Source organism: Segatella copri, from assembly GCF_026015625.1.
In the GTDB taxonomy this organism is placed as follows: Bacteria; Bacteroidota; Bacteroidia; order Bacteroidales; family Bacteroidaceae; genus Prevotella; species Prevotella copri_H.
This window is the reverse complement of the sequence record NZ_JAPDVG010000001.1, coordinates 3578829-3598490: the sequence shown is the minus strand read 5'-3', so window position 1 is coordinate 3598490 and position 19662 is coordinate 3578829. Positions and strand designations below refer to the sequence as shown.

Sequence of the window (19662 nt, the reverse complement as noted above, 5' to 3'; positions counted from 1 at the left end):
ATTTAAAAAGTGAACAATTATGGAAGTACAGACAAATAAAGCATTGTCACCAATGCAAAGTTTTAGATATGAATTGCTGCAATGGTGTGGCAATGTGGAGGATGCCAAAAAGGCAAATTCTTTTGTGATGGGTAATGAAAACCCTGAGCAAGCGCAGTTGCCAAAGCCCGAGTGGAAACACGGAGAGGCACAGATGCCATCAGAGGACATGCCAGATGGTGTTTATCTCGTTCAAGCCGATGGGCAGGTTGTGTTGTATGTGGATGATTTGACCGCCGACACAAAGGATGTGATCGGTGTGGGCATCAAGATGGGCAGCTTTAATCTCATGGTGGCTTTGCATGATGCCGCCAAGGGTAAAGCGGTGGCTTTGACCACAAAAGACAATGGTACGGATGAAAACAAGGACGATCCGTATTATTTCAAAGGCTACATTCGAGCAGTAGAAAGTATGAATGGCAAAGCATATACCGAACATTTGCGCCCGATCCTCAACCCAGAGATCGAGCTGTCGGATGGATGGTGGATCCCATCATTGGGAGAGATGTACCGTATCTTTATTAATTTCGGAACCATCAACAGAGCTTTGAAATTTGCGGGTGGAGATCTTATTAAACAGGATTGGTATTGGACATCTACCGAGGGTAGTGCGACCAACGCTTGGTGTCTCTACCTCATCGATGGTGGTACGGGCAGTTGGTACACTGAGGCTAGCTACACGTTCAGAGTTAGGCCTGTTTCAGCATTTATTAGTTAGTTATTAGTATTTAGTTTTTAACCTTTGCACGGCGAAAGCCGTGCTTTAATATCTTTTGTCGTATGAGAATAACCCTGTGCAAAACATGTTTATCCTATCAAGCAGAAATCAATGATCCCGAGCATGGAGAATGCCAAGTATCTGGGAACCGGGTATGCGGTGAATGTGCAGGGTGCATCGATTGGAGATATTATAAAATTCGGATCCCGGAGTTATGAAAGAGAATGATTTAACGAGTGTAACAGAGTTTATTATCCATTCGAGAGATCTGTTTAAGTTTTATGATCTCATGGACAAGACATTGACACCATGCAAAGCAAGTGTCTCAATATGGTGCAAGGGCAAGAGACTGATCAAGATCTATCATGAGCCTCAGCACCGTAATCATTTCGTAGCTCTTATGACTTTGCATTTTGATGCCGAGAGAGTGTTTATCGCAAAGAATAAAGCCCTCATTAAAATTAAGAATAATGAAACTCATAAATGATTTTGAAATAGACATCGCTACAGCTCACAGCCGTTTATCCAAGAAGTGGAAGAACAAAAGGTGCAAATGGAGCTCATTGGTTGAGAAATGCAGCAGCACCAAATACACTAGTGAGACCGTAAAGGAATATGAGAAGATGCCGAGAGACGAACAGAGCGACATCAAGGATGTTGGCGGTTTTGTGGGTGGCTACCTGAGCGGTGGCACTCGCAAGACGGCCAATGTGATGTGGCGTAGTGTTGCGACTCTCGACATTGACTATGGTACAGCAGATCTGTGGGATGAGTTTACGATGCAGTTTGATTTTGCCGCCATCCTCTACTCCACCCATAAACATACAAAGGATAAACCACGATACCGTCTGGTATTCCCATTCAACAGACAGGTGAAGCCAACGGAGTATGAACCGATCTGTAGAAAGATCGCTGAGGCTTTGGGCATCGATCTGTTTGATGTGACCACCTATCAGCTCCCGAGACTCTTCTATTGGCCATCCACTAGTAAGGACGGAGACTTTGTTTTCCAATGCCAAGATGGCCCGGCCTGTGATGCTGATGAGATCTTAAGCGAGTATGTTAATTACAAGGATGTATCTACATGGCCTCTATCCAACAGAGAGAACGACATCATTACCCATGAGATCAAGAAAGCGGGTGATCCTTTGGAAAAGCCGGGACTCATCGGGGCGTTCTGTCGTGCATACACTATCGAGGAGGCGATTGACACGTTCCTGTCTGATGTATATGACAAGACGGCGATCGATGGTAGATACACATACAGACTCGGTACGGTGGCGGGCGGTCTGGTATGCTATGATGATCGCTTTGCCTACAGCCATCATGAGACGGACCCGGCAAGCAGACAGTTATGTAATGCTTTTGATCTCCTGAGAATCCATAAATTCGGTGTGGAGGATGAGGGATCTAGGCAGACGGACGTAACCAAAAAGCCATCGTATCTTAAGATGCAGGATTTTGTTGCGGCCGACAAGAAAGTAAAGATGCTCATCACAAAGGAGAAAAAGGCTGAGGCTATTAGTGATTTCGCTGATCTCGACCTAGAGGATGCCGGGGAGAGCGCAGTTACCGAGGAGGAGGAAAATACCGAGTGGATGGGTGATCTAGACTATGATCGCAGAGGACAGATTAAGCCATCCCTCAGGAACATCATTACCATCATGGACAATGATCCTCATTTGGCGGGCAGGTTCAAGAATGATCTGTTCAGCGGCTTTGTACTTATCAATGGTGGATTGCCATGGAGAAAGGAGGCAAAGAGATGGGAGAACACGGATCCGGCCAATCTGAGGGTATATCTCGATACGGTCTATGGTATCAGCGGAAAGGATAAGATCAAGGATGCCACACAGGCGATCTTTACTAAGTACAGATGCCATCCGATCCGTGAGTATCTGGACAGCCTCGAATGGGACGGTGTTCCTCGCTTGGACAGACTAATCATCGATTATGTAGGTGCGGAGGATAACGAGCTCAACCGGGCCATGACACGTAAGCATTTTACCGCGGCGGTGGCCAGAGTGATGAATCCCGGATGCAAATATGACTATTGCCTGATCATCGCAGGAGCGGAGGGAATCGGTAAATCCACTCTCTTCTCGGTTATGGGTGGCGAATGGTTCAGCGACAGCCTCATGACCATGGAGGGAAAAGCGGGCATGGAACAGGCCAGAAGCGGATGGGTCATTGAGCTCCCTGAGCTTGGTGGAATCAAGAGATCGGATGTGGAACAGGTGAAAGCATATATTAGCAGACAGAATGATATGTACCGCCCGGCGTATGGTGAAGTTGTGGAAGCCCATCCGAGACAATGCGTATTCTGTGGAACCACGAATGAGCGATATTTTCTGAAAGGTGACACCGGAAACCGCCGATTTTGGGTCATGAGCGTTGATGCCGATCTGAGGAAATACCCGGATCCCCGAGAGGCGCTGATCCGTGACAGAAATCAGATATGGGCTGAGGCTGTGCAGCGTTATAAGGAGCATGAGCCTCTCTATCTGAGCCCCGAATTGGAAAAGGAGGCAAGGGAAAGACAGGCCACATTCAATGATGATGCTGATGATCCGATGGTATCTCTCGTTCGTAGCTTTGTGGATATGAAGCTCCCGGCAGATTGGAACACATACGACATCGCACGCCGTAGGGCATACATCAAGAACCCGGATCCTTTGGAGCCTATCGGGACTGTTGTGCGTACCAAGGTCTGTGCGGCAGAGTTCATTTGTGAACAGCTAGGTAGGGACATGGGCGATAAGGAGTACAAGTATTTGGCCAGAAAGGTATGCAAGATCATGGATGAGTTCGAGGATTGGGAAAGAGTTAGCACATCAAAGCATGCCAGAGCCTTATATGGGACTCAGAGGGCGTACAAACGAATAGAGCCAAAATGTAAAGGGGATGAGGAGGACGATATTTAGTAAACGGAAATACTCAGTTTACCAACAAATGTAAAAAATTCTAAATCCCTTTTAACATAAGGTAAACTGAAAAAATTGGTTTACAATGGCCGTTTACTATTCTGTTTACCCTTAAATCTCTATTAATCAATACTTTATAATATGGTAAACTAAAATAATATAAAAAGTATATAGAGAAGAAGAATAAGGGGAACAATAGTAAAAATAGGAATATAGGAATAAAAATAGATATATAACACAATATACATATAAAGTATAAATCTTTAAGTTTACTGTTTCATCATGAAAAAAAGTATAGAAAATATAGTTCATCATTCCGAAGTTTCGGAGAAAGAGATCGAAAAATACTTGGTAAAACAGGTAAGAGCCATGGGAGGCATCTGTCTTAAGTACTCAAATGCCAACATGGTGGGCTATCCCGACAGGGTGGCAATCCTCCCATTTGGCGTGACGGTATGGGTGGAATTGAAGAGCAGAGGCAAGAAGCCTACTAAGATACAGGTGTTGAGACATGAGGAGCTTAAGGATCTCGGGCATCATGTTATAGTGTTGGACTCCAAACCTAAGATCGATCAGATGGTGACGATATGGGGATGCCTCATTGAGGCGGCCAGACTATCAGCGGGATCAGCGGGATCAGCGGGAAAGGAGGAGGGACGATGAGATATAAGCCATACGAATATCAGCGAGAGGCCATGCAATGGATTTTGGATCATCCCAGATGTGGATTGTTCCTCGACATGGGACTAGGTAAGACGGTGAGCACTCTCACAGCACTACAGGAGCTGATGGATGAATGTGAAGTGAGCCGCACATTGGTTGTGGCTCCCAAGAAAGTGGCCGAGACCACATGGACAACGGAGGCTGAGAAATGGGATCACCTGAGGGGCCTTAAGGTGGCCAAGGTGATGGGTACGGAAAAGCAAAGAAATCTAGCTTTGGCATCCAAGGCCGACATCTATGTGATCGGCAGAGACAGTTTCGTCTGGTTGTTCGGCAAATATGGTGGAGAGCTACCTTTTGATGCTTTGGTGATCGATGAGCTTACGTCATTCAAATCATCAAAGAGTGAAAGGTTCAAGGCCATGAAAGCAGCAACGGCATCCGTCAAGAGAGTGATCGGCCTCACCGGAACCCCGGCCCCGAATGGCCTCATCGATCTGTGGGCACAGATGTACTGCATCGATATGGGTGAGCGGTTGGGCAAATCTGTTTCCAAGTACAGAAACGCCTACTTTGAGACGCACAAGTGGAATAACATCATCGTAAGGTGTGATGTGAAAAAGGGAGCTGAGGATGTGATCAGGGAGAAGATCTCAGACATCTGTCTGTCCATGCAAGCAAAGGATTATCTCCAATTGCCTGATATGATCGTTCATTCCACCAAGGTCTATCTGTCCGAGAAGACGATGGCCGAATATTCCAAGTTTGAAAAGGAAAAGGTGTTGGAGTTCACGGAGCTGCATACAGGCGAGAGTGCAAACATCCTAGCCAATAGTGCAGCGGGTCTGATGAATAAGCTATCTCAGTTTGCCAATGGAGCCATCTATGATGAGGACAGGGATGTGCATGAGATCCACAATGAGAAGCTAGACAAGTTGGCCGAGATTGTTGAGGCGGCGAATGGCAGCGGCGTTCTGGTCTTCTATCAGTTCAAGCATGACATCGACAGGATCAAGAAGAAACTAAAGGGATATAACGTCAGATCCTATGAGGGTGAGAAAGAGCTTAAGGCATGGAACAACCATGAGATCGATGTGCTGTTGGCTCATCCTATGAGTACAGCTTTTGGATTGAACATGCAGCAGGGAGGACATTACATCGTATGGTTCGGCACAGGTTGGAATCTGGAATTGTACCAACAGGCCAACGCCCGATTGCACAGACAGGGACAGCAATATCCGGTGCAGGTGTATAAACTGATCTGTGCGAACACGGTGGATGAGAGAGCTGAGGCGGCGCTTGATGGCAAGACCGGAGTGCAGCAGAGCCTGATGGACAGTCTCAATTTCCTGTTGAGAAAGTACAACACGACAATAACAATCAAAGACGAATACTAATATGGCTAAGGATAAGGACTATAAGAGAATGATCCACACATCGAGATGGTTAAAGCTGAGACGAGATAAATTGTCTGATTATCCATTGTGTGAGAGATGTGAACAGATGGGCAAAGTGACAGCAGCCACGGAGGTTCATCATGTTCATCCTGTAGAGATGGGATTGACCCGACAGGATAAGGAGAGACTGATGTATGACTACTTTAATCTGAGATCCCTGTGTCATGATTGCCATGTGCAGACACATGTAGAGATGGGCAGATGTGGGAAAGTACAGGCAAAAAACAAGGCAAAGGTGCAGTTGCAGAAATTTGCAGAGAGGTTCCTCGGCAGATCAGCAGACTGAAAGCGGGGGCCATGTTTTTTAATGGGGGTGAGTGTCGGTTAAACCTCGCCTATCCCTATTTCCACGCGAGAGTAATTTTTTCGGCCTGTGGGGGATCTATGGATTTTGGAGCCCCATCTGGCTGTTTACGATATTGACTTATAAAAATTAGAGTTATGGCGAAATTTGGTGATGGCACTATAAATTTTGGCAAGTTCGGGGGATCCCCGGTATCTGTCTCCCAAGTCGAGGAGGCGGATCTGATTGTCGAGGATCCTGAGGAGGATGCCGAGAAAGTGGTCGGGGCAAAACGTGCCCATCGGAGAACCAAGGCATGTACGGAGTTGTCTCAGCGGTATGAATACCGCAGGGCATTCAGCGAGATCAATATGTTGGAGGCTATGGAGTATGTACGCCTCCAAAAAGGTACTACATACAATTTTATCACGGCGGGGGATGTGGATAGCCTATCCTATCTCAAAGTTGTGCTCAATCAGCACAATCTGGATCATCTGCTGTTATCGACATGGTGTATGGGTGCAGAAGACATTTTGCAGTTACAGCAATGGCATGAAGAGGGCCGTATTAAAAAGATCGACATGTATCTGGGGGAGATTTTTCCCGGCAGCTATAAGATCGAGTGGTCGATGGTTCAGCAGTTCTACAGGGAGCATCCGGAGGTCGGCCGGGCAGCGATTTTCAAGAATCACAGTAAGATTTATGCCGGATGCAATGTGGAGGATGATTTCTATTTCGGCATTCAGACGAGTGCGAACATCAATACCAATCCGAGAACAGAACAGGGCAGTATCACCATCGATCGGGCCATGTATGAGTTCTATAAAGAGTATTTTGACGGCATCCGTTCATTTGTAAAATAGCACAGAGCATGAAAGACGAAAGAAAAGATAAATTTGTGGATGCCCTAACCAATGCTAAGGGCATCATTTATTTGGCGTGTGAGGCTGTAGGAATCAGCCGACAGACTTACTACAATTGGAGAAAGTCGGATGAGGTGTTTAGAGAGGCCGTAGATGAAGTGTTGGAGACTCAGGTGGATTGGGTGGAGAATAAGTTGCTCAATCTGATCAATGCCGGGGACACGACAGCTACGATCTTTTATCTTAAGACCAAGGGCAAGAAACGAGGCTATAGCGACAAGGCACAGCCAAAGGATGAGGATCATAAAGATCCTGTTGTCACAGATGCCATTGCCATGTTGCCCGGTCCTGTTCCTACTCCATCGGAGAAAGATAACAAACGTATCGAGAATCGTATCAAGAGCAAAAAGAATTATATCATCAAGCTGTTGAAGAAGCAGGGCAAATATTCGGCCGAGCTCACCTATCAGGTAGAGATCACAGCTCAGTTATTGGTACGTACAGAGATCCTCGCTGATGAGATCTTTTCCGAGGGCCACAAGGTTGTCAATGTGGAGTATTCGAGAGAGGGCAATGAGCGCCTAAGCACCAATCCTCAGGAGAAACTTTATTTAGATCTCCTCCGGCAGAGTCAAAAGGCACTCCAAGCACTCGGCATGAATACGGAGGGTAAGGAGCGTAAATCTGATGAGGACAGTTTTACTAGTTTAATGAGTGAATTTAGAGACGATAGCTAATGCAGGAAGAGGAAAAAGTAAAGTGGAGACAATACAAGGCAAGAGTGGTCGAGGAGTTGCGGAGCAATAGAGATCTCTATGCCAAAAGATACGCTTATGCGCTTGTAGATACAGACAAGCGTATAGGCGATTATGTGTTTAATAACATCGATCATCCGGAGGAGCATAACCTATATGAGCTATTGGCCATCCTCCGTTTTTTCAAGATGCTCGATAGGAATGATTGGAAGCCGAAGCGGGTGAAACTGTTTTTCAAGTTTTATGAGATGCTGAGATTTAGCGGCATCAATGGACGCAGACGATATAAGTTGACTCCGGTACAGGCTTTTCAATTTGGGAACATCTATGGCTTTGCCCGGAAGTCGGACGGTCGCAGACTGATCAGAACGGCATATTTATTTGTTCCTCGTAAGTACAGCAAGACCACATCCTGTGCGGCCCTCGCAGTCTATGACATGTTGCTTGGGGATAACAATGCCGAGGCGTATGTGGGCGCGAATAGCTATGATCAGGCAAAGATCTGTTTCGATGAGATCCGTAACATCATGCTCGACATGGATCCGAGGGAGAAACATTTCCGGGTCAATCGAGAGAAGATCACGTTCAAGGACCGAGGGAGAAACAGCCTCATCCAATGTTTGACGGCGAATGCCCGGACTAAAGATGGTCTGTTTGCCTCATTGGTGATCATGGATGAGTATGCCCAAGCGAGGAACACAGCTGGGAAAAACGGAGCGGATCTTAAGAACGTGCTCACGACATCCATGGGTCCGAGAAAGGAGCCTCTCACTATCATCATCACCACGGCGAGCGATGTAGTGGATGGCCCATTTGCACAGGAGTTGGTGGGTGTTAAGAAGATCCTCCGGGAGGAGTTGGAGGATGATACCACGTTTGCCGCCCTGTTCATGCCGGATGTGGATGATGAGGAGGACGATCCGCGTACATGGAGCAAAGTGCAGCCTCATCTGGGTGTGACGGTGCAGCCGGATTACTATGAATGGCAGTACAGGGAGGCTTTGAAGTCGGCCGAGAATATGATGGCATTCAGGACCAAGTTGCTCAATATCTTTGCGATCAATGAGCAAAAGAGATGGTTCGGTCGTGAAAAGGCAAAGGAATTATGCAGGGGCTTTAATATCGACACCGTGCAGGGAAGACCGGAATGCGCCGTATCTTTTGACCTGTCTGTGCATGATGATTTCAGCGCTGTTACATATTTGCTTTATGCCTCATTCAATAAATGCTTTTATGCTTATACGGATTATTATTTTCCGGATGGCGCGCTGAGAGGGCATCCGAATGAACAGTTATATCAGGAATGGCATAAAATGGGGTATCTCAAATTCTGTAAGGGTGATAAGGTCGATGTGAAGATGATAGCCAATGATATTTTGTCGAAAGCTAAGATTTTGAACATCATCCGAATTGGGTATGACCAATACAAGAGCCGGGACCTAGTAAACATCCTCTCCTCTCTCGGAGGTAAGAATGCCCTCACTCCATACAGCCAGACATACGGCAGTTTCAATCTCCCGGTAGAGTCGTTTGAGATGCTAGCTTATGAGAATCCTCCTAAGATCATCATGAATGATAATCCGATCAATGTGTTCTGTTTGACCAATTGTGTGTTGGATGAGGATCATCTGGAGAATAAAAAGCCGATAAAGTACTCTCAGTACATGAAAATTGATGGAGTGATCACTACTCTTATGTGTATAGGATTGATGAGTTCCTATGAAAGATAGTATATTTGCGGAAATGGAAAGTATAAATAATATTAAATATCTTCTATTTCCGCATTTTTTCGATGCACAAAATCCGAAATTTGTGCTCACTTTGTAGCATAATATTTCTTTATGTTTCAAAATGTTCCCAAATGTAGCAAAATGTAGCTAAAACGCTGATTTTGAGCGTATTATTATTTTTTGTATCTTTGCAAGCAAAAATATAAGATAATGGGATTTTGGACTGATTTTATAAACATATTCAAGAGAAGTGCAGAAGCGGACCCCACTCCGGCGGGGTCTGAATCTCCATTGTCCCCTCGTATGGGAGGTGATTACACGGACTTTTTCACATGGAGCGGTACAACCAACACCGCCCTGTCTGTTGCAACAGCCTACAGATGCGTAAAATTCCTCAGCGAGGGAGTGGCAAATCTCCCGATACTCTATATGAGGATCAAGGATGGAATCTTTGTCGAAGACACCAACAGCCGATTGCATTATCTCCTGTCGGTGCAGCCAGATAGCACAAAAAGTGCTTTTGACTTTTGGAAAGAAGTTGTGGAAAATGTTTTGTTAGAGGGAAATGCGTACATTGTGCCAATCTATAATACCGTCTCCATGGAGGTGGATAGATTGGTGCTTTGTGGGCGCGGAACAGTAAGCCACGACATCTATAATGATATATACACGGTCTCGGATCCGGTTAATGGTGTGTATGGATCGTATGATGAGGATGAGATATTGCACATCAAGTTTCATACCCTCAATGGTAAGTCAGGCCTCAGCGTTTTATCGTATGCCCGGCTAACATTGAACATTGCCCTGTCCGGCGATCGAGAAACCTACACCCGATTTGTCAATGGTGGAACCGTGAGAGGCATTGTCAGCAACGACAAATCGGTGACAGGTTTCGGTGAGTATCAGGACAAGGAATTGGAAAAGACGGCGGGCAGTATTGATGGTAAATTCCGTAATGGAGACAGAATCGTCAGTTTGCCGGGGCAGGTTGATTTCAAACAGATCTCTCTATCATCTACTGATATGCAGTTTTTGGAGAGTCGGAAATTTACGGTTCGAGACATTTGCCGTTTCTTTGGTGTTCATCCATCATTCGTTTTCGATGATACGAGCAATAACTACAAATCGGCCGAGATGGCAAATGTGGCATTCCTGTCCAATACATTGAATCCGATTTTGCGAAACATCGAGAATGAGTTTTTGAGAAAGTTGGTGGCTCCATCTCTATGCTGCAAACGAAAGTTTCAGTTTGATCGTCGAGGCCTCTATGCCTGTGATCTAGACAGCCGGGTGAAATATCAGGCAGCCACGATCGCCGCCGGAATCTACACAGTCAATGATTGGCGCAAAGAGGAAAACAAGCTCCCGATCGAGGGTGGAGATAAGGTTTTGGTTTCGGCCAATCTCAGAGACATCATGGATGAATCCAAGGTTGCCAATAATATCAAATCCGATAATAATAAAAAGGAAAACGAAGATGAAACAGGAGAATAAAGATAAAGTGATCCGCCGATCTCTTTATACTCCCACAGAGTTGAGAGTGAGAGAATCAGCGGAGGGTGAGGCTCCTAGCCGCACAATTGTAGGATATGCCATTTTGTTCAATGTTCCGTCAGCACCTTTGTGGAGCGATGATGAGAGTGAGGCAAGAGAGGTCATTGATCCAAGCGCAGTTACAGAGGATCTGTTGAAAACGCAGGACATCAAAATGACTATGTTTCATGATCGACAGCTCATCTTGGCCAGAAGCAACAAGGGTGCGGGAACACTCTCCTACTCTATTGATGATAAGGGAGTGGCTTTTGAGTTTGAGGCTCCTCACACAGCAGATGGAGACAAGGCTTTGGAGCTAGTCAAGAGAGGCGATATTTCCGGATGCAGTTTTGCATTCACCACCCATTATTGGGATCGTGATTTTGTCGAGCGTACAGCCACAGTTGTCAATGGTGTGTCGATGATTGAATATCGTGTCAAGGGTATGACAGGAATCTATGATTTCACGTTAGCCATCGATCCGGCCTATCCGGACACAAGTGTCGAGGCTAGGGAGTTTGCCAAAGAGCTCGAAAAGGAAGAGCGAGAGAGCAAGAATCCGAAGCCTAAGACGGAAGAGGAGAATAAAAAGGTTTTGGAGCAATTGCGGGAAATGCAGATAGCTGCAAATAAAAGTATTATTTAATTGTTATAAGTTATGCACAAAAAGAAAGTAAATTTTCGCGAGCTGATTGATACGTATCAGTCTAATTGCGATCGCATCCAAGAGATTTTGGATGTGTGTCAAAAGGAGAATCGAGAGCGAAACGAGGAGGAAAACAAGGAGTTTTCGGCCCTGTCTCGCGATAATCAGATGCTCCAGATGAGAATGCAGATCGCCACAGCAGAACATTTGCGTGAGCACCCAGATGCCATGAATGATGCTGTTAAGATCTTGCGTGAGAATGCCAAGAACCACCAGAAGACAGAGATCATTATGGTTCGAGACATGATGATGGTGTCCGATATTAACAAGGGCAATCTCGTTCCTCTCAATATTCAGGACATCTTGGAGCCTCTTCAGGAGGGCTTTATCCTCGATAAGGTCGGTTTGCCAATGCCTACAGGTCTGTCCGGTGATTTTGTATGGCCAATGTATGAGATGGTTGAGGCTGAGATCGCGGGTGAGGGCGCAGCTCTCTCAGATCGAAAGATCCCATTCTCTAAGATGCAAGCTAATCCGGATCGTGTCGGTATCGCCATCCCTGTTACCAATCAGTCATTGGAGCAGTCTGATGGTGTGTTGGAGATGATCATCCGTAAGATCATGCCTATGGCGATCCGTCTGTTGCTCAACAAGGTGCTGTTTAGCACTACTAAGGTCAACAAGGCCACCAATTTGGTGGGTCCATTCGTTGGCATGAAAGACTCGGCTGTTGCTTTGTCTAAGGTTCCTACATTCGAGGAGCTCAATTCAAAGATGAAAGCGGCAGTTCTGTCCACAGGTATCGATGGCGATATGATGTGTTGGGTGATGAGTAAGAGCTTGGAGGCCATCTTGGAGGGCACTCCGGTTAACGAAAAGGGAATTTTCATCCCTATGGTTCAGAACCACATGCTTTGCGGTTTGCCTGTTTACACAACCAATCAGATCTGTGATCGTACCATCACATATAAGAAGTACACCGGATCGGCTTGGAGTGATCATACTCTCACCGATGGCGATGAGGCTAAGATCAAGGCCACATATACGTCTGCATCTGATGTTCCGGCAAAGGGCACAGAGGGCGATATTGTACGTATCATCGATGTTACTGAGTACATCGGTCTCGGTGATTGGCGTTATCAGCCTCTCGGTCAGTTTGGCACAATCCGCTTTATTGTGGATCCATACTCTAAGGCTCGTCAGGATAGTGTTGATTTCGTGCTCAATACAGGCTTTGCCACCAAGACTCTCCGTCAGGAGGCGTTTAAGTTGGGTAAGGTCGCTAAGGTATAATCACCTATATGGCTGTAGTAAGTTTGGATGTTTTCAAAAAGCATGTTAGGGCTGATGATTTTGCCGATGATGATGATTATTTAACTGAATTATTGGAGACGGCCGAGAGCGCAGTTATCAAGGCCACGAATAGATCAAAGGATGAATTGGAGCAGATGGAGGGTAAATTCCCTCCAATGCTCAAACATGCGATGATGATGTTGGCGGCACATTGGTACAATCAGCGTGAGAGCGTGAGCACCGTACAGATGCACGCTGTTCCAGATGCGCTACAGGCCCTTATCAAACCTTTTAGAAAGTTAGTGGATGATAGCGGGAAGAATGAAATATAAGTTAGAGCTGTTGGAGCCTGTCATTTCCTCCAATGACTACGGAGCTGAGAACACCGAATATCGCGGCACTCGGACGGTACATGCCGAGCGGGTGAAGCAGAGCGGAAATCGCAGCGAAGAAGTTGGAGAGCATTTTTCGGATTATTCGGCAGAGTTCAATATCCGGGATGTTCATCCTGTTGAGGAGAATTGGCGGGCAAGACAGATCGGCGGGCATCTCTACACCGTCACTAACATCATCCCTAACTTGGATAAAGGCATGAAAACATTGGTGTGTGTAAGAGTTAACGAATAATTGCTTAATCGATGGGAAACGAGGTTGATCTGCAAAGACCATTCGCTGATGTGTATAAGGCTTTGGATCTTAAGACACAACGTAAGGCGATGAGGAGCGCAATGAGAAAAGAGGGAAACAGGGTTAAAAAGGTCGCTGTGTCCACATTGCACTCTAAGGCCATAGGACCGGGAACCAAACGGAGTTTGGACAAAGGTATCTATGTGAGGACATACCCGAACCGATTTGGTTTAGGTTTCATGGTAACTGTCAAGCCATTCGGCAAGAAAGGAATCCATGAGAATCGAAGAAGTTTGGAGAAGCCTGTCCTGATGTGGGCTGAGGATGGTACTAGATTGCGCCATGTGGGAAAGAGAACATCGTCTTTTTTCAGTAAGAGCCGATGGTCGGGTAACAGGGTGAGACAGTATCGCCGAGATGGCCACCAGACAGGAAAGATGCCCGGATATAGGTTTTTGGCTGAGACTGAGGAGAAGACTGCGGGATCTGTTGAAAATAATCTTTTTGACAGTTTTCAATCCAACATCGAAAAAGCAGCTAAGAAACAAGGATTGATGTAATATGGCAAAGACATCGTTAAGTGTTGGCAACGTTATTAGAGATATGCTTATATCTAGTAAGGAGGTGGAGTCTAAGACAAATAAGATTTTCCCGGTAGCCATCTCTAAGGCAGTTTTGCCATACATTCTCTATCGTAGAGCATCATTGGATCAGGCTCCTACAAAATCCGGTTATCCCGGGGCAGATACGGTTCAGATAGAAATCGTATGTTATACTCAGGAGTATTCGGACGGAATAGAATTAGCTGAGGCGGTCAGAGAGGCCCTAGAAACCAAGAAAGGTGTTAAGGGTGATCAGAGAATCGTCAGTTGCTATTTAACCGGAAGTGAGGAGGGGTATGAGGATGATGCTTATGTTCAACAATTAGTATTCACAATTAAGGTTTAGAAATATGAGTAAAGGTTATGTGAATGGTAGTGATTTGCTCCTGATGGTCGGTGACAAATGTGTCGGCCATTGTACGAGTCACTCGGTCACTTATAATAGTGAGACCAAAGAGCATGCTGTTAAGCCCGTATCTACAGCTAAGAAGAGCGCGGGCAAATGGAAAGGTAAGACGGTCACAGGTCTGTCTATCTCTATCAGCTTTGAGGGTCTTTGTTTCTATGACGAGACAGAGAACGGACATGCAGAGATCGCTCCAATGTGGGGCAAGGGTGACAGCATCGATGTTAAGGCTTTCGAGCGAGAGGGCGATGCCACACCATCGATCGTCGGTAAATTCGTGATCGCCTCTCTCGAAAAGCAAGCTCCGGCCAATGACGATGTTACATACAGCGGTACATTGGAGAACGATGGTGAGCCTACTACCTATCCGGGTAAGGCCACTACATCGGGGGTCGCACATGAGAGCGAATAGAAAGTTTTTCTTTGTTAGTTCCATAATTAAGGTTTAAGTTTTTAAATGTAGTTGTTATGCCAGAAAAAAATGGTGTTATCAACATTCTTGTCAACGGTAAGGCATACCCTTGTAGGTCTTCTATGGGGGCTATGCTCCGTTTCAAGAAGTTGACAGGTAAAGAAGTGACAGAGGCAGGTGAAAATCTGTCGGAGATGTGTACGTATCTCTTCTGTTGTGTGGCATCCGCTTGTAAGGTGGATGGCATCGAGTTCGATATGGATCTGATGAGCTTTGCAGATAATATTTCGCCGGAGGACATGATGCAATGGTCGGAAGCTATCAGCGAGGGACCGGGTGAAGATCCTGAGAATGATGCCGAGGCTGATGCTGAAAAAAAAAGTTAGGCATTTATGAAATCTTGGGGATCGCCATAGGTGAGATTGGTCTGTCTTATGACGATTTTTGCCGATTGTCCCCAGAGGAATTTGGGCACATCTATTCGGCATATTGCAAAAAGATGGAAACTGAGCATCAAGAAGTATGGGAGCAGACACGAATGTTAGCGTTATATTGTGTGGCTCCTTACTCCAAAAAAGCACTTAAGCCACAGGATCTTTTTAGGTTCCCATGGGAATCCAATACAGGGGCAACAGCGAAGAAAAAGCAGTTATCCAAGAAAGAACATTTGGAAGTGTTTGAAAAATGGTGCAAGAAGTTGGAGGGATCCTAGACCCATCCCCATTCACTCCAATTGGCTTTGGAGGCTATGTTACTTATTTTCCACCATGATCCGTAAAGGAACGCGGTGAAAGATACGCCGAATATGGCCGCACAGATATAATTGATCTCCATATTACCGAGAATTGTACTGATGATGCCGACAGCGAGGCTAAGGGCACTAATCAGCAAACAGAAAAGCATAGAGAAAGTATAGAGATCGCTGATCTCTTTTTTCTCCTTTTCTTTCTTTGGCTTTGCGGGTTCAATTTTTGGCAGAGCGGCATATATCCCGGAGAGAAAGATGCCGAACAGACTCAGATAGATGCCAATAGATGGGTGGCTGAGACTATCTTTAAAGGATAGAACCAGAATGAGGGATATTGTAAAAAACATAAATCCCAATACGGCTGTTTTGCTCCAATATACTTTCATACGATAAGGGTTTTATATCTACTGCAAAGATACGAATAATATTTTAATTTAGTTACTTACTTATGTGAAAATATGGCTAAAGAGATAAAATTTAACATTAAGTTAACGATTGACGGAAAGGAGCAGCTCGGGGTTGTTACTACAGACGTAGGCAAACTGAGAAAAGCGATGGATGACTCTAAAAGTTCAGCCACCAAATTACGTGATGGACTGATTAGTGTCAACCAAGCTATTACTGTGTTCCAGAACGTATCTGATGCCGTAGTTTCATTGCAGGGCGTGATGCAGGGTCTTACTACATCATACAATGCCGTGCAACAGGCGAACACACAGCTCACTACTGTGATGAAGCAGAGAATGAACGCCACGGAGGATGATGTTAAGAGCATCAATGCCGTGATCAGCGCTCAGTCTAAGCTCGGAGTTGTCGGCGGTGTCGTTCAGAAGACAGGAGCCCAACAGATAGCTACGTTCCTCTATGAGAAACGAAGTCTAGAGACATTGATCCCAGCGATGAACAATCTGATCGCACAGCAAAAGGGATTGAACGCCTCAGAGGAAGATGGTCGCGCCGTAGCGAACCTGATGGGTAAGGCGATGATGGGACAGACATCGGCGCTTAAGCGTGTTGGTATTACTTTCACGGAATCCCAGAAACAGATTATGGAGTATGGTACGGAGAGCCAACGAGCCGCCATGTTAGCCCAGATCATTAAAGACAATGTGGGCGATATGAATGCCGAATTGGGCAAGACGGATGCCGGACAGATGAAGCATCTAGAACAGAGATTTACCGCCGTCAAGCTAAAGATCGGTGAGATCGTTCAGCAGGGATTGCCATTCGTTTCGTTCATTGCCCAGACTACAATTCTCACAGGATCCGTTATCAAGCTAGGCAAGGCGATGCAGGGAGCTGTGCTAGTTTTCGCTAATTCTAAGATCGTAGTCGGTCTGTTGTCGGGAGCCATTACCGGACTCAGAACCGCCTCACTCGTAGCCTCAGCCTCACTGAGATTACTCCGGGCGCATCTAACAGGAACGGCCGTAGGTGCAACCACAGCGGCATTTGCAGTCAAGGCATTGCGGGCGGCAGTCAAGGGATTATTAATATCTACAGGTGTAGGTATCGCAATATATGCACTAACAGAAGTGATCTCTTCTCTCTCCTCATCATCGGATGATGCAGCGGCAGGGATGAAAGCATTATCATCCGCGGAGGAATCAGCTAAAGCGGCAAGGGCACAGGAGGCTAAACAGATCTATGAAGTGCAGACCGCCCTCGATATGAACATCTCTAAACTTAAGGATTTTAAGGGAAGCAAGACCGAGGAGAAGAAATTGGTATCTGAAATGAATAGCACCTATGGTGAGGCTATGGGGTATTATTCTACTGTGGCTCAATGGTACACGGCATTGACAGGAAACAGCAAGGCCTATTGCAATCAAATGATCAATGAGATCCGAATCCGTAGCCTCGCTAATCAGGCAGCGGATCTACAGCAGAAGCGATATGATCTCACTCATGATGCCAATGGCAAGACTAAAAAGTTTAGCGCTAAAAACAAGACGCGGCGCAAGGCAGTTGGGCAGATTGATGCCGGAGACGGAAAGATCATCCCAATGTATCAGGACGTTGAGGTCAAGGGCACAAGTCAGAGGGATATTGTTTCGAGACAGGCTACTGCATTGTATCGTCAAGAGCAGAATGCCAAGAAACGGATGGAGGCCCTCGTTAAGCAGAATGCGGGCACATCTTATAAGCAATTCAATGGTTATTCCTCTACAATGCCGGGTGAGGGATCCGGAGGCAGAGGCGGTAAAACCACTCCGGCAAAAACCGGAAAGATAGAGGAAAAAGAAGCTGTTGAGAATAGTATTGATTGGTATCAGAAAAAATTAGATGATCTGAGAAAGAAGATCAATGCCACAGGTGATGAGAGTCTGGCCAAGGATCTGCAAAAGCAATATGGGGACATCGAGACTAAATTTAAGGAGCTTAAGATTAGAATCGGTGTTGAGAAACCGGATAAGGAGGTTGTTAAGACCGCCCTAGAACAGTTACAGGATGAGCTGCAAACGGCTCAGAAAGGTTTCGATAATGCAGTTACCGTAGATGCCAAGGTCGAGGCCATGGCAAAGGTTAGAGACATACAGGCAAAGATCGATGAGGCAACCAAGGGCAAAGTTACTATTGCCGCCATTGCCGAGCCTACATATATCAAAGCGGGCAGCGATGATGATAAGAGGCAGAGTCATTCTAATGCTCAGGCAAAAGCGGGTCGCATTCAATCTGATTATGAGATCGGATTGATCGGTAAGGATCAAGCTCTACAGGATCTCAAAGAGATCAATGCCGAGTTAGATAAGTTGGGGCTTAAGCCTGTTACGATCGATGTGCAGACGGAGGACATTGATAAGGCCAAAACTAAGATGCAGGGAGCCTGTGATGCAATATCGGCCATGGGCAGCAGCCTGTCCGGTCTGGGTGAGGCCATCGAGGTCCCAGAGCTCAATATAGCGGGCACATTAGCACAGGCGATAGCCACCATGACAGCGGGCTATGCTACGGCCACCACACAGGCGGCATCCATGGGACCATGGGCATGGGTGGCTTTTGCAGCCACAGGATTGGCTCAATTGGTATCTATGATCTCCACCGTCAAATCTGCTCAGGGCTTTGCTACAGGTGGTGTTATTGGTGGAACATCGGTTTCGGGTGATAGGAAATTCGCTAGAGTGAACAGCGGAGAAATGATCCTTAATAAGTTTCAGCAGACTCGGCTGTTTAATATGGTCAATGGCTCAAATTATCAGATGCCATCGTTTTCTGATAGATCTATTCAGCCTGTTATCTATGATATGGGCGGGCTCGCAAATTCATTGCAGCCTCCTGTTGTGAATGTGGATATTAGCATGAATCCGAAATTCCGGAGAATGGTTGAGTTCATTCGCAATGAGGAAAAGGTGGCGGGTAAAAGTGGAAAGAAATTTTAAATTCTAGGTTATGTACATACACGGCAAATTCATAAATGAGGTTAATGACATTATCACGGTTCACATCGTGACAAATAATGATCGTACCAAAGAAATCGAGATTGGAATTGAGAATGTATTGTTTGCAGATGATCCTGTTGAGATCTCCAATGAGGTGAATGATACATTCGATCATCTGCTACGTAGTAGTGCGAAAATCCGATTGCTTTGCCGTGAGTACATCCCGGAATTTTTCTGCTCATCATGCCGGGATGCAATCGTGAATGTGTATCAGGGCGAAAGATGTGTGTTTGCAGGGTTCATTGAGCCGCAGACATTTTCTCAGTCATTCGTTCAGTATTTGGATGAGCTCGAGCTTAATTGTATCGATGTATTGAGTGCTTTGCAGTACTCCAAATACAAGAATATTGGATCACTAGGTGTGATCTATTCGATCGTCAAGAATGAGGCACAGCAGCGCAGTATCTACGACATTATTATGGAGATCTTAGATGGTATTACATCCACTCTCGATATTTTGGGTACAGGCGCAGTTAGTTTTTTGTATGATGGCAGCAAAGCCATTGACAGCAAAGCGGGCAAC

Annotated in this window: 19 protein-coding genes; 18 read left to right on the top strand and 1 reads right to left on the bottom strand. The window is 45.8% G+C overall.

Features of this window, described 5'->3' with window-relative positions:
- Positions 1-19 precede the first annotated feature (19 nt).
- The 17 genes from ONT19_RS14915 (at position 20) to ONT19_RS14835 (ending at position 15337) form a co-directional block, all read left to right on the top strand.
- A complete protein-coding gene (locus ONT19_RS14915; protein ID WP_264953228.1) occupies positions 20-757 on the top strand; it encodes a DUF1566 domain-containing protein in 738 nt (245 codons plus the stop codon).
- Positions 758-1227: 470 nt separating this feature from the next.
- Positions 1228-3681, top strand: coding sequence for a virulence-associated E family protein (locus ONT19_RS14910; RefSeq protein ID WP_264953227.1), 2454 nt, complete (start codon positions 1228-1230; stop codon positions 3679-3681).
- Positions 3682-3963: 282 nt separating this feature from the next.
- Positions 3964-4344, top strand: a complete 381-nt coding sequence (locus ONT19_RS14905; protein ID WP_264953226.1) for a hypothetical protein — start codon at positions 3964-3966, stop codon at positions 4342-4344.
- The gene (locus ONT19_RS14900) at positions 4341-5741 is read left to right on the top strand and encodes a DEAD/DEAH box helicase (protein ID WP_367399990.1); all 1401 of its coding nucleotides are present in this window, start codon (positions 4341-4343) and stop codon (positions 5739-5741) included. The genes ONT19_RS14905 and ONT19_RS14900 overlap by 4 nt, the downstream gene beginning before the upstream one ends.
- Before the next feature lies 1 nt (position 5742).
- Complete coding sequence (locus ONT19_RS14895) at positions 5743-6087, top strand: HNH endonuclease (RefSeq protein WP_154481201.1); 345 nt, start codon at positions 5743-5745, stop codon at positions 6085-6087.
- A gap of 155 nt (positions 6088-6242) precedes the next feature.
- Positions 6243-6947 carry a hypothetical protein gene (locus ONT19_RS14890; protein WP_264953225.1) on the top strand — a complete coding sequence of 235 codons (705 nt, stop codon included), beginning with the start codon at positions 6243-6245 and terminating at the stop codon, positions 6945-6947.
- A gap of 8 nt (positions 6948-6955) precedes the next feature.
- Positions 6956-7684: a DNA-packaging protein gene (locus tag ONT19_RS14885; protein ID WP_264953224.1), complete on the top strand. Its 729-nt coding sequence runs from the start codon at positions 6956-6958 to the stop codon at positions 7682-7684.
- Positions 7684-9432, top strand: coding sequence for a terminase large subunit domain-containing protein (locus ONT19_RS14880; RefSeq protein WP_264953223.1), 1749 nt, complete (start codon positions 7684-7686; stop codon positions 9430-9432). Before ONT19_RS14885 ends, ONT19_RS14880 begins: the two co-directional genes overlap by 1 nt.
- Positions 9433-9735: 303 nt before the next feature.
- A complete protein-coding gene (locus ONT19_RS14875; RefSeq protein WP_264953222.1) occupies positions 9736-10926 on the top strand; it encodes a phage portal protein in 1191 nt (396 codons plus the stop codon).
- Positions 10910-11611 (top strand): HK97 family phage prohead protease, encoded by a 702-nt coding sequence (locus ONT19_RS14870; RefSeq protein ID WP_264953221.1) that lies wholly within the window; start codon positions 10910-10912, stop codon positions 11609-11611. Before ONT19_RS14875 ends, ONT19_RS14870 begins: the two co-directional genes overlap by 17 nt.
- A 12-nt stretch (positions 11612-11623) precedes the next feature.
- Entirely contained in the window at positions 11624-12904 is a 1281-nt protein-coding gene (locus tag ONT19_RS14865; protein ID WP_264953220.1) for a phage major capsid protein, read from the top strand.
- A gap of 8 nt (positions 12905-12912) precedes the next feature.
- On the top strand, positions 12913-13236 hold the full coding sequence (locus ONT19_RS14860) for a head-tail connector protein (RefSeq protein WP_154481188.1): 324 nt from the start codon (positions 12913-12915) through the stop codon (positions 13234-13236).
- Positions 13226-13531, top strand: a complete 306-nt coding sequence (locus ONT19_RS14855; RefSeq protein ID WP_264953219.1) for a head-tail adaptor protein — start codon at positions 13226-13228, stop codon at positions 13529-13531. The genes ONT19_RS14860 and ONT19_RS14855 overlap by 11 nt, the downstream gene beginning before the upstream one ends.
- An 11-nt stretch (positions 13532-13542) precedes the next feature.
- Positions 13543-14091 (top strand): hypothetical protein, encoded by a 549-nt coding sequence (locus tag ONT19_RS14850; protein WP_154481184.1) that lies wholly within the window; start codon positions 13543-13545, stop codon positions 14089-14091.
- Positions 14092-14134: 43 nt separating this feature from the next.
- Positions 14135-14479, top strand: a complete 345-nt coding sequence (gp17, locus tag ONT19_RS14845; protein ID WP_195838427.1) for a tail completion protein gp17 — start codon at positions 14135-14137, stop codon at positions 14477-14479.
- 4 nt (positions 14480-14483) lie between these two features.
- The gene (locus tag ONT19_RS14840; protein WP_264953218.1) at positions 14484-14951 is read left to right on the top strand and encodes a phage tail protein; all 468 of its coding nucleotides are present in this window, start codon (positions 14484-14486) and stop codon (positions 14949-14951) included.
- 56 nt (positions 14952-15007) lie between these two features.
- Positions 15008-15337 (top strand): hypothetical protein, encoded by a 330-nt coding sequence (locus ONT19_RS14835; protein WP_264953216.1) that lies wholly within the window; start codon positions 15008-15010, stop codon positions 15335-15337.
- 322 nt (positions 15338-15659) lie between these two features.
- Here ONT19_RS14835 and ONT19_RS14830 read toward each other — a convergent pair whose 3' ends face one another.
- On the bottom strand, positions 15660-16085 hold the full coding sequence (locus ONT19_RS14830; RefSeq protein ID WP_264953215.1) for a hypothetical protein: 426 nt from the start codon (positions 16083-16085) through the stop codon (positions 15660-15662).
- Positions 16086-16157: 72 nt separating this feature from the next.
- On the opposite strand from ONT19_RS14830, the gene ONT19_RS14825 reads away from it, so the two are divergent.
- Positions 16158-19079, top strand: coding sequence for a hypothetical protein (locus ONT19_RS14825; protein ID WP_264953214.1), 2922 nt, complete (start codon positions 16158-16160; stop codon positions 19077-19079).
- Positions 19080-19662: the final 583 nt, after the last annotated feature.

What these genes read in the sequence shown, in the direction of transcription:
- ONT19_RS14860 (WP_154481188.1), top strand. Translation starts at nt 12,913, where the DNA reads ATGGCTGTAGTAAGTTTGGATGTTTTCAAAAAGCATGTTAGGGCTGAT.
- ONT19_RS14905 (WP_264953226.1), top strand. Translation starts at nt 3,964, where the DNA reads ATGAAAAAAAGTATAGAAAATATAGTTCATCATTCCGAAGTTTCGGAG.
- ONT19_RS14870 (WP_264953221.1), top strand. Translation starts at nt 10,910, where the DNA reads ATGAAACAGGAGAATAAAGATAAAGTGATCCGCCGATCTCTTTATACT.
- ONT19_RS14885 (WP_264953224.1), top strand. Translation starts at nt 6,956, where the DNA reads ATGAAAGACGAAAGAAAAGATAAATTTGTGGATGCCCTAACCAATGCT.
- ONT19_RS14835 (WP_264953216.1), top strand. Translation starts at nt 15,008, where the DNA reads ATGCCAGAAAAAAATGGTGTTATCAACATTCTTGTCAACGGTAAGGCA.
- ONT19_RS14830 (WP_264953215.1), bottom strand. Translation starts at nt 16,085, where the DNA reads ATGAAAGTATATTGGAGCAAAACAGCCGTATTGGGATTTATGTTTTTT.
- ONT19_RS14915 (WP_264953228.1), top strand. Translation starts at nt 20, where the DNA reads ATGGAAGTACAGACAAATAAAGCATTGTCACCAATGCAAAGTTTTAGA.
- ONT19_RS14855 (WP_264953219.1), top strand. Translation starts at nt 13,226, where the DNA reads ATGAAATATAAGTTAGAGCTGTTGGAGCCTGTCATTTCCTCCAATGAC.
- ONT19_RS14850 (WP_154481184.1), top strand. Translation starts at nt 13,543, where the DNA reads ATGGGAAACGAGGTTGATCTGCAAAGACCATTCGCTGATGTGTATAAG.
- ONT19_RS14840 (WP_264953218.1), top strand. Translation starts at nt 14,484, where the DNA reads ATGAGTAAAGGTTATGTGAATGGTAGTGATTTGCTCCTGATGGTCGGT.
- ONT19_RS14910 (WP_264953227.1), top strand. Translation starts at nt 1,228, where the DNA reads ATGAAACTCATAAATGATTTTGAAATAGACATCGCTACAGCTCACAGC.
- ONT19_RS14880 (WP_264953223.1), top strand. Translation starts at nt 7,684, where the DNA reads ATGCAGGAAGAGGAAAAAGTAAAGTGGAGACAATACAAGGCAAGAGTG.
- ONT19_RS14895 (WP_154481201.1), top strand. Translation starts at nt 5,743, where the DNA reads ATGGCTAAGGATAAGGACTATAAGAGAATGATCCACACATCGAGATGG.
- ONT19_RS14825 (WP_264953214.1), top strand. Translation starts at nt 16,158, where the DNA reads ATGGCTAAAGAGATAAAATTTAACATTAAGTTAACGATTGACGGAAAG.
- ONT19_RS14865 (WP_264953220.1), top strand. Translation starts at nt 11,624, where the DNA reads ATGCACAAAAAGAAAGTAAATTTTCGCGAGCTGATTGATACGTATCAG.
- ONT19_RS14890 (WP_264953225.1), top strand. Translation starts at nt 6,243, where the DNA reads ATGGCGAAATTTGGTGATGGCACTATAAATTTTGGCAAGTTCGGGGGA.
- ONT19_RS14875 (WP_264953222.1), top strand. Translation starts at nt 9,736, where the DNA reads ATGGGAGGTGATTACACGGACTTTTTCACATGGAGCGGTACAACCAAC.
- ONT19_RS14900 (WP_367399990.1), top strand. Translation starts at nt 4,341, where the DNA reads ATGAGATATAAGCCATACGAATATCAGCGAGAGGCCATGCAATGGATT.
- gp17 (WP_195838427.1), top strand. Translation starts at nt 14,135, where the DNA reads ATGCTTATATCTAGTAAGGAGGTGGAGTCTAAGACAAATAAGATTTTC.